Here is a 12,465-nt window from a genome sequence, read left to right on the forward strand (position 1 = left end):
GAATCATTATGAAAACAGGATTTGCCGGGACACTAGCCCGCATGTTTATAAAATCTAAACTCACACCATTATTGATGGTAGCGTTTATGATAATTGGTATTTACAGTTCATATCTAACCCCACGCGAAGAAGAACCTCAAATTGATGTTCCAATTGCTGATATTTTTATAGGCTACCCTGGTGCCAGCCCAAAAGAAATAGAATCAAAAATTGTAACTCCCATTGAAAAGGTTATTTCAAATGTTAAGGGAGTTGAATATGTATATTCTCAATCAATGTCTGAACAAGCCATGTTAATTGTTCAGTTTTACGTAGGCGAGGATGTAGAACGAAGTTTAGTAAAACTTTATAACGAGATTATTAAAAATATGGATGGTATGCCTGCGGGTGTTACACTTCCTTTAATAAAAACCCGTTCTATTGATGATGTTCCGGCAATGGGCTTGACTTTGTGGAGCAGCTCTTATGATGATTATCAATTAAAGCGTGTTGCTCAAGAATTAACATCAGAGATTGAAAAGATTACAGATATATCAGAAACAAAGGTTATTGGTGGTCGTAATCGCGAGATTCAGGTTATTTTAGATAGAGATAAAATGAGTGCTTATCATGTCGATCCTTTGTTAATTTCGCAGCAATTAGTGGCATCAAATCAGCAAGGTTCTTCAGGGAAGTTTAACCAGAATAACCAAGAGTATTTAGTTCAAACAGGTAGGTTTTTCGAAACATCAGAAGAGGTGGCCAATTTGATAATTGGTGTACATCAAAATTCACCTATATATCTGCATCAGGTTGCTACTATTACTGATGGGCCAGCATTACCAAATTCTTATGTAGCGTTTGGGTATGGTAAAGCTAGTGATAAAATGGTTAAATATCAGGATGAGTATTCTGCTGTAACTATTTCCATTGCTAAAAGGAGAGGAGCTGATGCCATGCGTTTAGCACAGCAGATTGAGACAAAAATAGAAGTGCTTCAAACCGAATTGATTCCTTCAGATATTAATGTAAGTGTTACTCGAAATTATGGTGAAACAGCTTCTGATAAAGTTGGGGAATTGTTAATGCATTTATTGGGTGCAATTGTGGCTGTAACTTTTGTTGTAATGTTAGCCATGGGATGGCGTGGTGGATTAGTGGTATTTATTTCTGTACCAATAACATTTGCATTGACTATGTTCAGTTATTATTTTATGGATTACACCTTGAATAGAATTACCTTATTTGCTTTGGTATTTGTAACAGGTATTGTTGTTGATGATTCAATTATTATCGCTGAAAATATGCATAGGCATTTTAAAATGCGTCAATTACCGTTTTGGCAAGCTGCGCTGCGATCTATCGATGAAGTTGGTAATCCTACTATTTTAGCAACATTTACCGTTATAGCTGCTGTAATACCAATGGTATTTGTATCGGGTATGATGGGGCCTTATATGAGCCCAATGCCTATTGGTGCATCTATTGCCATGTTGTTCTCTTTATTAGTTGCTTTAATGATAACGCCTTGGTTGGCATATCGTTTATTAAGGCATGATGATGGGAAGGAAGATGAAACAAAAGATTATTCCCTTGAAAAAACAATTATATATAAACTGTATAATGGAACAATGCGTCCTCTAATTGAAAGTCCAACAAAGCGTTGGATATTTATTGGAGGAGTCACATTATTGCTTTTTGCATCCGTTAGCTTGTTTTTATTTAAAGCCGTTACTGTTAAGATTTTACCATTTGATAATAAAAACGAGTTTCAGATAGTAATTGATATGCCTGAAGGAACAACTTTAGAACAAACAGCTAATGTAACCAAGGAGTTGGCTGCTTATGTTAGAAGTCATGATTTGGTATTAAATTATCAAACTTATGTTGGAAGTTCAGCTCCAATTAATTTTAATGGATTGGTTCGTCATTATGATTTAAGGCGAGGATCAAATGTTGCTGATATTCAGGTTAACTTGGTTTCAAAAAAAGAACGTGATCTTCAATCACATGATATTGCGAAAGAGCTTCGTCCTGGTTTGCAAGAGATTGGTACAAAATACAATGCTAATGTAAAAGTAGTTGAAGTACCACCAGGACCACCTGTAATGTCAACACTTGTAGCCGAAATATATGGTCCAAATTACGAAGCTCAGATGGACGTAGCCAAACAAGTAAAAAGTCTGTTTAAATCTACAGAAAGTGTAGTTGATGTTGATTGGATGATTGAGGATGATCAGAAAGAATTCTTGTTTGATGTGGATAAAGAAAAGGCGATGTTGGCAGGAGTAGCTCCTCAGCAAATAATTCAGGCTATGCATATGGCGCTTCGTGGTTCAACTATTTCACACCTATATGCAGAAAATGATCATCAACAGGTTGGAATTACACTTCGTTTAGCCGAGAATAGTAGAACTAGTATTGATGATTTAAAAATGATTACACTTAAGTCTCAACGAGGTGAAATGGTATCAGTAGGAGATTTGGTAAAAATAAAAGAGAGTATTAAGGAAAAGAGCATTTTCCGAAAAAATCAAAAACAATTGGTTTATGTTACTGCTGATGTAGCAGGAGACCTAGAGAGTCCTGTTTATGCTATTATGGATATGAGTGAGCGACTGGATGAAATAGAACTTCCCAAGGGATACTCTATTGAGGAATTTTATAATGGCCAACCCTTTACAGAGGATAATTATAGTATAAAATGGGATGGCGAATGGCAAATTACCTATGAAGTATTTCGCGATTTGGGAACTGCTTTTGCCGTAGTGCTGATTATAATATATATGCTAATTGTAGGTTGGTTTCAGAATCTGAAGGTGCCTTTTGTTATGATGGTTGCGATACCTCTCTCATTGGTTGGGATTATTGGGGGACACTGGATGATGGGAGCATTCTTTACGGCAACTTCAATGATTGGTATGATTGCGCTAGCTGGTATAATGGTTCGGAATTCCATATTGTTAATTGATTTTGTAAATATCCGGCTGTCAGAAGGGGCTCCACTGCGAGAGGCTGTAATTGAAGCAGGTGCAGTGCGTACAACTCCAATTTTATTAACAGCAGGAACTGTTGTAATTGGAGCTGTGGTTATTTTGTTCGACCCAATATTCCAAGGTCTAGCCATTTCATTAATGGGAGGAACTATTGCCTCAACGGTTCTCACTTTAATAATTGTACCTCTTATTTACTACATGACAGAGAAAAATAAATTGGAAAATGGAATAGAACAGCTTTCAGAAAAAAGAGAAGAAGAGATCGTTGAAGAGCAATAATCAAACATAAAAACATTTAACTATGAAATTACTAATCGCAACAACAGTTATTGAGTACAGAGAACAACTGCAAGAAATATTTAGCGAATATAAGGTGCCTTATTATAATGAAATTGAAATGAAGGGAGTTAAGCGAATGGTAGACCAACACCGATTGGGTAATTGGTTTGGAACAGGAACTGCTGGTCTTGAAAATATTGCCTTTGTTTCTCTAATGTCAGAAGAACAATCAAGTAGTTTGTTTAAGGTATTAACGGAATATGAAGATTCAGCTAAAAATAAAGTATTTAGTGTTTATATTCTCGAAGTAAATAAGGCTATAGAAGTAAAATAGTATAAACAAATAATTTTATAAGGATAATATTATGCAAGAAAGAATTGTAAGAGCTGTTGCAGGAGTAATGGTTTTAATTAGTTTGCTTTTGGCAATAATAGTAAATATAAACTGGTTATATCTAGCAGGTTTTGTGGCTATTAATTTAATTCAATCATCAATTACTCGTTGGTGTTTTCTATCAGATATATTAACAAAGCTAGGTATACCTAAATAATACGATTATTAGCACTATCAGAAAAACTGTGTAAATAGAAACTACCGAAGGGTCATCCCCTTGGTAGTTTCAACCACATAGTTTTTCAGATAGTGCTTTACATGATACCAAATGATATAATGCTGACTAAACGTACAAAACCAAAATGAGACCATTTCGTTCTGAAACAGCCTCATTTTTTATTACTATTATTTTTCTATTATGTATGAGAACCAACTAACTCATTTAGTTTGCTAAGAACTTCCTCTTTTGTTAATGCATCAGGATGTGTATGGTCAGTAATCCACCAGATTAACTGTTGAATATTTGCAATTAATATGGCAGCTTCTTCGTTAGTTAATTGCCCCATGCTAATTTCTCCAAGTAAAACATCATTAGTATCTCCTAACCAATCATATCTTTCGTTATTTACATAGAAAAGTAAGTCTAACATTAACTCATTTTCTGTTACACCAACAGCTTTGTATTCAACAGAGAAAGCACTCCCGTTTAATCCTTTGTTAAAGCAGAATAGATTAAGTGCAACTGTTTTTGTTTCACCACCATCCAAATTTACTAACATCTGAGTGAGTATCATTCCTCTTTGGAATTCAGTAATGTCATAACCTAAACCATCTACAATTTCAAAAATTAGTCCTGGCTTAAACAAAACTTCAGTTGGATCATCATTTCCATTAACAAACTGCATTACTAAGGTAATAAATTGACCTCCTAACCCGTACATTTCATCTATTTCATCATATGTTAATGGATCATCGCTTGTTGATTTAAGGTTTGCATACATAGGAGTAATTCCTTGTATACCACCTACTATTTCAACACCTTCAGGGAGTAGAAATTTCTCTCCAACTTCAACATCTTCGGCAACGCGATCCCCAAATCCAGCAACACCCGTTTCTGTTTCACTACCAGGGCCATTACCATTATTATCCTTTGTACAAGAATACATCCCTATCATAGCAACAGCTACAACTAATAAAAATAACTTTTTCATATTTCTCAGGTTTTTAATTAATTACATTTTTAATTACTTACCACCGCAATTTAGTGCTAGGTATACCTAAAGTCAATGAATACTCTTTAATTTCGGATCTTTCCATAAGTATTGTTTTGGAGTTAATATACTTGTAATTAGATGTTTAGATCTGAATGGTGGGAGTGATATTAAAGCTTTGCTTTGACGAATGAAAATATTATTAAGATTACTCTGTAATTTTATATGATTAAATCTCAGTATTATTGGCTAATAGCCCTGTATTGAAGTATTTCCAGTTAATTTTATTATTAGAAAGGTTAAGTTGTAGCAAAAAAAAGGCTGACATTGTTGTCAACCTAATAATTTCTAGACTTTTGGAATGTTTAATAAAATATCTAATAAATGTTCCCAAAACTTTTTAACAGTATCTATTTCTATCTTTTCATCAGGAGAGTGGGCACCTCTAATAGTTGGGCCTATTGATATCATATCTAAATTAGGATATTTCTCAAGGAATAAACCACATTCTAATCCTGCATGAATTGCTCTTACAATAGGTTTTTCGTTGAAGAGTCTTTCGTAAGAGTTTCTTGTAATATTCAGTATTTCCGAATTTGTGTTTGGCTGCCAGCCCGGATAACCATCACCATGTGTAACATTAGCTCCTGCTAATTCAAATACACTTTGTACCATTGATGCAATATCATACTTCGCAGATTCTACAGAACTACGTTGGCTTGTTGTAATCTCAATCTGATTATCATTTTGTTTGATTGCAGCCAGATTTGTTGACGTTTCAACTAAACCTTTGATATCTTTACTCATGGATATCACTCCATGCGGACATGCATAAATTGAATTCAGTAACTTATGTTGATCTTCTTCAGAGATTATACTAGTAGGCAGGTCACAAGATTCTAATTCTAATTTTACCGTAGGTTCAATTTGATTCAATTCTGTTTGAATCTCATCACTAAATATATTAAAAGCAACACGAATAGGTTCTTTCTGATGCTGGGGAACAACAGCTATAGCAAAGGCTTCTCTGGCGATTGCATTTCTTAAGTTACCACCATTAATTTTACTTAGGCGTAGTCCAAATTCCTTGGAAGCTTTCCAAAGAAACCTATTTAATATCTTATTTGCATTTCCTAAACCTTTGTCAATATCATCGCCCGAATGGCCACCCTTTAAGCCCGCGATACTAATTTTAAAAGGGAACATATTGTTAGGGGTGGCATGGTTGGCTATTTTAAATTTAGCAACTGTATCAATACCTCCTGCGCATCCGATAAACAACTCACCATCGTCCTCACTATCTAAATTGAGTAGAATAGAGCTTTCAAAGAAATTTTCTTCTAAGTTAAAAGCTCCGGTTAAGCCAGTTTCTTCATCAACTGTAAATAAGCATTCTATTGGGCCGTGTTGTATATTATCAGATGCCAATAAAGCTAATTGAGCAGCAACACCAATCCCATCATCAGCACCAAGTGTAGTATCTGTTGCTTTTACCCATCCATCAACTATTTGAGGCTTAATGGCATCATTTTCAAAATCATGATTAATCCAACTATGTTTTTCACAAACCATGTCAATATGCGATTGTAATAAAACAGATTTCATCTTTTCAAAACCTTGTGTAGCAGGTTTTGATATGAGTATATTGCCAATGGCATCTTGCTTATATTTTAATTGTTGATTTTTTGCAAAAGAAATGAGATATGAAATAATCTTTTCTTCTTTTTTTGAAGGGCGGGGTATTTGGCATATTTCCTCAAAGTAATGCCAAACTACTTTGGGCTCTAGTGAATTTAATACAGACATAATTATAATTGAGTTTTGACCTCAAAGGTAATCGTATAAAGACAATAAGAAAATGGCTAAAATCAGTCTATTGAAAGATTGTCAGTAAATCTTTTATCTCGTCTGATTTATTATCGTTGCCTTCATTTTTATAGGCATAAAGCAAGTTAAGAAGCACACGTTTAATTATATCAATGTTTGTGCAGGGCAAATAATAGCTATCGTTTTGTTCTAATTTCTGCTGCTTTATAAAATACTCAACTTCTCGTTGGCCTAATATGGCACCTTTATTAACCGGATTAATGTAGAACATAACCTTATCTTTCCGGTTGAAATTTAAACTTGCATTTTCATCTAAAAAACAAAGTATAAAGTTTTTAGGTAGATTAACGCCAAATATTGGCAACCCTAGTCTGCGTGCAATTACAGAGTAAATAATTGAAAGAGATATTGGGTTACCTTTTTTTGTTTCAAGAACATCATTAATAAATGAATTTTTCGGAGAGTAAAAGTTTGTACTATTTCTAACAAACTTATGCAGGTCGAAAAGAACATGATTTATAATTCTTACTTTCTCAAGAGATGTTAGATGATCATTTATCTCAAGCCAAACGTCTTTTTTGTATTTTTCAATTTTGGTGTTAAGATCGTCGTAATTAAGCTCGGGGTACTGAAACTTAGCAACAAGGAAAGCTCCATAAAATAAGCTTTTCCCACCTTCAATGTGCCATTTTTCAAGCAAGCGCTTAACGTCTCTTAGCTGTAGGCTATGAATTATATTTTCTACTCTTCGTTGAAAAACGTCATCGTGAGAATGTTCCCAAGCTTTTTCGAGTTCATCTACTATGTCTATTTCAGACTTAAGTAATTCTTTTTCAACCGAGCTAAACACGTCTTTACTTGGATCATCCAATAAATATATTAATGCATTTACTTTACTCTTATCCATAATTTACTGCATTTATACTTATGTGTTGTTGACGTTTGGTTTACAGCTAATTGTTATATTAATACCAAATATGAATATTTTTTTGTTATTGTGCCAAACTATCTAATACTTTTTTGATTAAGTCAAATATTACGGGTTTATAATCTTTACTATAGGTTCCTGCTTTTCTGTTGGCAATAATAGCACATACGGTGGCTGCATTATGCCCTAATAGTTTTGAGAGGCCATAAATTGCAGAACATTCCATCTCGTAATTTGTAATGCGTTCATCATCAAATCTAAAGTTAGATATTTTCTCATTGATATCAGCATCGGCAAGGGGTAAGCGAATTACACGACCTTGAGGTCCGTAAAATCCAGGTGCAGATATAGTTACTCCTTGTTCAAAATTGTTTTCTGAGAACTTATCTAAAAGTGTTTGTGAGGCTTCTACTACATAAGGTGATGCTAAATAATGACTCCAATCTAATTCAGATTTAAAGGCTTGCTCAAAGTTTATATCAGTAACTTCATTTCTATTAGCGTAAAAATTAAGTAAACCGTCAAAGCCAATTGCCTTAGTTGACAGTAGGCAGCTATCAACAGATAAATCTTTTTGCAAGGAACCCGAAGTACCTATTCTAACAAAATTAAGTGTGGTTTTCTCTTCTTTTACGAATCGAGTATTAAAATCCACATTAACTAGAGCATCTAACTCATTTATAACTATGTCAATATTATCAGTGCCAATGCCAGTTGCCACTACGGTAAATTTAGTGCCTTTATAGCTTCCTGTAACACTAACAAATTCTCTATTTTGACGTTTGATATCGATAGTTTCAAAATACGAAGCTACCGTTTCAACTCTTCCAGGGTCGCCAACTAAAATTATATTTTGAGCTATTTCACCTGGTTTTAAGTGTAAATGAAAAACACTCCCATCAGGGTTTATTATAAGTTCAGATTCTTCAATTCTTCTGTCCATACTGAATCCTTAAATGATTAATTATTGATTGAAGCTTGAAAGTTAATAAATAGTAGCAAATAGAATAATGATGATATCCCATATAATTCGGTTTTTTATCAACAATCTATACATACTTTAGAGATATTATCTTTTTACTTCTGAGTATTATATTTATTTTTGGCAAAATTTAAAATTATGATTCAAAGAATACAATCCATTTACTTACTAATAGCCACATTATTTGGTCTGTCAATGCTGTTTGCCAATCAAATTGATTTTATGAGTGAAACAGCTAATTATGCTCTTAATTTTAAAGGGTTTTATTCAGTTACTAATACTGCCATGCCTGAGGTGACATCAACGTTAGCACTTAGTATACTTTTATTTATAACTCCTTTAATTTCATTAGTTAATATCTTTTTATTTAAAAAAAGAATGGTGCAGATTCGTTTGTGTGCAGCTAATATAGGGTTGTTATTAGGGGTAACTGCCATGGTATATTATTTTGGTATTGTTGGTATGAAAGAGTTAATGGCAACGAGTAAAACTTACGGAGTGACAATGGTATTTCCTATTGCCTCTGCAATATTAAATTTCTTAGCAATGCGTGGTATCATTAAGGATGAAGCATTAATAAAGTCAATGGATAGAATAAGATAAAATATTATAGAATTTATAAATAGTACAAAAGCGAATTGGTTTCATTAATCAATTCGCTTTTTTATTGGTTTTAATAGCTTCCTGTTAATTTCTGTTTTTGCAGATAGTCATATGACACATTGCAGCGGAATAGCATGCAGTTTTGCTGATAGTATATTTGCAAAGTCGCAGCCGAGTATTAAAGAATTTGTATATAGTAAACCAGCTGTTTGTCTTGAGTGATAATGTGGTAAAAGTATTGTAAATCAATAGGCTATGATCTGGTTCTTCTTATGTGTATTGCATGCCAGATTCTTATACACTTTATCTATAAGACCGATTTGTTATAAACAAAAAAACCTCGATGACTAAAGCCATCGAGGTTAATAAAAAAGAATATTTTATAAGCTTATTAAGCTGCCGATAAAATCACAACTAGAAGACCTAAAATTGCATATAACTCAGGGAATACACCTAAAATCATAGTGTTAGCAAATACTTTGTGTCCTGAACCAATTGCAGCAATACCGCTAGCACAAACTTGACCTTGACGGATACCTGAGAATAAACCTCCAAGTCCCATTGCTAAAGAAGCACCAAATACAGTTGCAGCAGTTGTCCATGAAACATCACCTGAAGTAACCATTGGTTGCATCATAAAGAATCCTACGAAACCATAAAGACCCTGTGTTGATGGTAAAGCTGAAAGTACCATATAGTTACCAAAAGCAGATGCATCTTTTTTCATTGCACCAATTGCAGCGTTACCACTGATAGATACTCCGTAGATACTACCGATACCTGATAAACCTACCATTAAACCAATTCCGATGTAAGCTAAAACGATTGCTTCCATAATTTCTATTTTTTATAAATTTTATATTATTCTTAAACTAAATTACTTTTTGAAAGGTGCGTATTTTTCGCCTCCACCTTCGAAACCGGCGTTTTTGTAGAACTCTACAAATGTTAATCGTAATGGGTGAACAAAACTACCAAGCAGTGCCATAAAGAAATTTAAACTATGACCAAAAGCTAAAATAAGGATTGTTACTAAAATACCTACCACTGGAATATCTGGCGACAAATTAAAGGCCAACATATTAAATACATTACCTAAAATTGCACTTGATAAACCTAAGGCAAATAAACGGATATAAGATAAAACATCGCCCAATAAACCTGATGCCATACCGTATGTTTCCCATAATCCAGATCCTAAATTTAATAAAGGATTTTTACCCGGAGTATTATAGAAAAGTGCTGGTATTGCTCCAATAATACCTACTGCTGCTGCAATAGTATTGGCCAACGAAACATCAATCATTTCTTGCATACCTAAACCATAGGCTGGTAATGCAATACCAATAATTAATATCCATCCAATTTGTGAGATAGCGTATTTAAAACCATATCCCTTACTTAAGTTTACGGCTTTAATTACCATACCAAATATAACCTGGAAGTACCCTAATATTAAGGACAGTACCATCAAGTTATCCGTAGATAAAATCCATGTTTGATATGATTTAAGCCAGCTCGATGTTGCTTCCATTTCAGCAAACATAACACCAAAGGCAGTACCTCCAAGTATTCCCATAATTGTAGTAGATAGTCCTAAAAAGAATCCTAACCACAACAAAGGTTTTACTTTTTGACTTGCTTTTGTCATGCCAAATAAAGTACCTAGCATAATTAAAGCACCATAACCTGCATCACCTAAACAAAAACCAAAAAACAGCATGTAAAAAGGCGCAAAGAACGGTGTAAGATCTAACTCACTACTCTTTGGTAGTGTGTATAAATCCCCAATTGGTTCAAATAAGCGCGAGAACCAGTTGTTCTTTAACTTAATTGGCATCTCATCTTTTGGCGTTGGTGCCTCAGATAAATAGATAACACCCAATTGATCTACTTCTGCGTCGAACTCTGTTTCGTTTTCGGCAGGTATCCAACCCGATAAAACCACCAACTTATCATCAGCCACTTTATCACCGCTATTTACCGCTTTCGAGAAATCAAGTTCTGCCTCAATAGCAGCAATACTATTATTCAGAATCTCGGGAGCATAAGCACTTATATCATCCAACTCGCGATTTAATCGTTCAAACTCCTCACGCTCTTGCGTAATTTGCTTTTGAAAATGTGAAATCGGATACTCAATACTTACCTCATCCAAGTTGGCATCTTGCAATTTCTGATCACCCTTGGTAAGCGCAACTAAAAACAGTTCACCATTATCCTGATTTACTATTTCTATGTCAGCACTTGAAGCCCAATCATCATCCCAATTTTTCTCTTCGCAAACAAAAAACTGAACATTATATCCAGCCTCTTTAATACCTGCTAGAGATTGCGGATTGTATTCTCCCCAAGGAATCATATTATCATATTCCTTTTCAAGAGATGCAATATCTTGAGATAGATTATTTGATACCTCTTGTTTATCCTCAATAACTTTCAATAATTCATCAGCATCGGTAATTAGGGCTTTCGACTCATTCTCGCTTCCACGAGATTCGAGATCACGCACAATACCTTTGATGTGATTTATTCGAGTTATTTTAGCTGCATTTTCGTCGCTTAATTCACTTTCCGACGCTTCTATGTGAAGCACACCTAGAGAACGTAATTTCTCTAAAAAAGGCGTATAGTCTTTGTGATAAACTAAGAACGAATACTTTTTCATTGCTTGAATCATGATTCCGCCTCCATTTCTGCTAATGCGGCTTGTGCAGCCTGTCGGTTTTTCACAATTTTCTGTGCCGATTTAGAAAGATTCTCTTCATCTTCAAGGAATCGTTTAATTTTTCTGATGGCATCTTTATATCCTGGAATCTGTACTTTTTCGTATAAATTCACTTTCTGAGTAGTTTTTTTACGAGCTACATCAAGCAATTCCATCTTTCTAAGAAAGACTTCGCGCTCAATGGCAATTTTTGCCAGTTTTTCTACAACTGTTACTCCATCTAAAAACCACACTGGTTTACTAAACAGCGCAAATGGCTCTTTTTTAAATACTACGTCTGTTAAAACAGGAGTTTGCACACCGGCTATTTTTTTACTCTCGAGAACTACATCCTCAATAGAAATAATATCGGTATCAAACTCGCCCCATAAACGAGACATTTTATCTAAGTCCGCCATTTGTGTTTCAAGCTCCTTTTCAAGCTCTGTGGCTTGCTTTTTGGCTCGCTTCACCTCAATACGCAATGCTGCTTCTTTATTCTGAAGCGTAGGTAAAGCGCGCTCACGAATCTTGAGCTGCTTATCCAGCATTTGCTGAGAGGTTTTATTATATTGAAACTTTACGGACATATATTTAATTTAGATTTTAGATAAGAGAT

General features: G+C 34.4%; 11 protein-coding genes. 4 read left to right on the forward strand and 7 right to left on the reverse strand.

Annotated features, from left to right (window positions below):
• The first annotated feature begins 8 nt into the window (after window positions 1–8).
• From A8B35_RS00985 to A8B35_RS00995, 3 genes are read left to right on the forward strand one after another with little or no spacing between them, the layout of a single operon-like run.
• On the forward strand, window positions 9–3,254 hold the full coding sequence (locus A8B35_RS00985) for an efflux RND transporter permease subunit (protein WP_075601725.1): 3,246 nt from the start codon (window positions 9–11) through the stop codon (window positions 3,252–3,254).
• A gap of 22 nt (window positions 3,255–3,276) precedes the next feature.
• Window positions 3,277–3,588: a hypothetical protein gene (locus A8B35_RS00990; RefSeq protein ID WP_075601726.1), complete on the forward strand. Its 312-nt coding sequence runs from the start codon at window positions 3,277–3,279 to the stop codon at window positions 3,586–3,588.
• A gap of 31 nt (window positions 3,589–3,619) precedes the next feature.
• On the forward strand, window positions 3,620–3,805 hold the full coding sequence (locus tag A8B35_RS00995) for a YgaP family membrane protein (RefSeq protein ID WP_075601727.1): 186 nt from the start codon (window positions 3,620–3,622) through the stop codon (window positions 3,803–3,805).
• A 199-nt stretch (window positions 3,806–4,004) separates the two neighbouring features.
• Here the strand turns inward: A8B35_RS00995 and A8B35_RS01000 are convergent, their stop codons facing one another.
• From A8B35_RS01000 to A8B35_RS01015, 4 genes are all read right to left on the reverse strand, one after another.
• Entirely contained in the window at window positions 4,005–4,799 is a 795-nt protein-coding gene (locus tag A8B35_RS01000; protein ID WP_075601728.1) for a hypothetical protein, read from the reverse strand.
• A 348-nt stretch (window positions 4,800–5,147) separates the two neighbouring features.
• On the reverse strand, window positions 5,148–6,605 hold the full coding sequence (locus A8B35_RS01005; protein ID WP_075601729.1) for an aminoacyl-histidine dipeptidase: 1,458 nt from the start codon (window positions 6,603–6,605) through the stop codon (window positions 5,148–5,150).
• A 67-nt stretch (window positions 6,606–6,672) separates the two neighbouring features.
• Window positions 6,673–7,533 (reverse strand): transglutaminase-like domain-containing protein, encoded by an 861-nt coding sequence (locus tag A8B35_RS01010; protein WP_075601730.1) that lies wholly within the window; start codon window positions 7,531–7,533, stop codon window positions 6,673–6,675.
• Window positions 7,534–7,618: 85 nt separating this feature from the next.
• Window positions 7,619–8,497, reverse strand: coding sequence for a nucleoside phosphorylase (locus A8B35_RS01015; protein ID WP_075601731.1), 879 nt, complete (start codon window positions 8,495–8,497; stop codon window positions 7,619–7,621).
• A 177-nt stretch (window positions 8,498–8,674) separates the two neighbouring features.
• Between A8B35_RS01015 and A8B35_RS01020 the strand changes: the two genes are divergently transcribed.
• A complete protein-coding gene (locus tag A8B35_RS01020; protein WP_075601732.1) occupies window positions 8,675–9,139 on the forward strand; it encodes a DUF4293 domain-containing protein in 465 nt (154 codons plus the stop codon).
• A 391-nt stretch (window positions 9,140–9,530) separates the two neighbouring features.
• Here the strand turns inward: A8B35_RS01020 and A8B35_RS01025 are convergent, their stop codons facing one another.
• The 3 genes from A8B35_RS01025 to A8B35_RS01035 are packed head-to-tail and all read right to left on the reverse strand — an operon-like array spanning window position 9,531 to window position 12,436.
• The gene (locus A8B35_RS01025; RefSeq protein ID WP_075601733.1) at window positions 9,531–9,974 is read right to left on the reverse strand and encodes a hypothetical protein; all 444 of its coding nucleotides are present in this window, start codon (window positions 9,972–9,974) and stop codon (window positions 9,531–9,533) included.
• Between the two features lie 42 nt (window positions 9,975–10,016).
• Window positions 10,017–11,807, reverse strand: a complete 1,791-nt coding sequence (locus A8B35_RS01030) for a V-type ATP synthase subunit I (RefSeq protein ID WP_139314776.1) — start codon at window positions 11,805–11,807, stop codon at window positions 10,017–10,019.
• 8 nt (window positions 11,808–11,815) lie between these two features.
• On the reverse strand, window positions 11,816–12,436 hold the full coding sequence (locus A8B35_RS01035) for a V-type ATP synthase subunit D (RefSeq protein ID WP_075601735.1): 621 nt from the start codon (window positions 12,434–12,436) through the stop codon (window positions 11,816–11,818).
• Between the last annotated feature and the right edge of the window lie 29 nt (window positions 12,437–12,465).

The organism is Saccharicrinis aurantiacus, from assembly GCF_001660705.2.
Taxonomy (GTDB): Bacteria; Bacteroidota; Bacteroidia; order Bacteroidales; family Marinilabiliaceae; genus Saccharicrinis; species Saccharicrinis aurantiacus.

Excerpts from the sequence above, each read along its gene's own strand:
- A8B35_RS01025 (WP_075601733.1), bottom strand. The coding sequence starts at position 9,974 with ATGGAAGCAATCGTTTTAGCTTACATCGGAATTGGTTTAATGGTAGGT.
- A8B35_RS01035 (WP_075601735.1), bottom strand. The coding sequence starts at position 12,436 with ATGTCCGTAAAGTTTCAATATAATAAAACCTCTCAGCAAATGCTGGAT.
- A8B35_RS01030 (WP_139314776.1), bottom strand. The coding sequence starts at position 11,807 with ATGAAAAAGTATTCGTTCTTAGTTTATCACAAAGACTATACGCCTTTT.
- A8B35_RS01010 (WP_075601730.1), bottom strand. The coding sequence starts at position 7,533 with ATGGATAAGAGTAAAGTAAATGCATTAATATATTTATTGGATGATCCA.
- A8B35_RS01020 (WP_075601732.1), top strand. The coding sequence starts at position 8,675 with ATGATTCAAAGAATACAATCCATTTACTTACTAATAGCCACATTATTT.
- A8B35_RS00995 (WP_075601727.1), top strand. The coding sequence starts at position 3,620 with ATGCAAGAAAGAATTGTAAGAGCTGTTGCAGGAGTAATGGTTTTAATT.
- A8B35_RS00990 (WP_075601726.1), top strand. The coding sequence starts at position 3,277 with ATGAAATTACTAATCGCAACAACAGTTATTGAGTACAGAGAACAACTG.
- A8B35_RS00985 (WP_075601725.1), top strand. The coding sequence starts at position 9 with ATGAAAACAGGATTTGCCGGGACACTAGCCCGCATGTTTATAAAATCT.
- A8B35_RS01005 (WP_075601729.1), bottom strand. The coding sequence starts at position 6,605 with ATGTCTGTATTAAATTCACTAGAGCCCAAAGTAGTTTGGCATTACTTT.
- A8B35_RS01015 (WP_075601731.1), bottom strand. The coding sequence starts at position 8,497 with ATGGACAGAAGAATTGAAGAATCTGAACTTATAATAAACCCTGATGGG.
- A8B35_RS01000 (WP_075601728.1), bottom strand. The coding sequence starts at position 4,799 with ATGAAAAAGTTATTTTTATTAGTTGTAGCTGTTGCTATGATAGGGATG.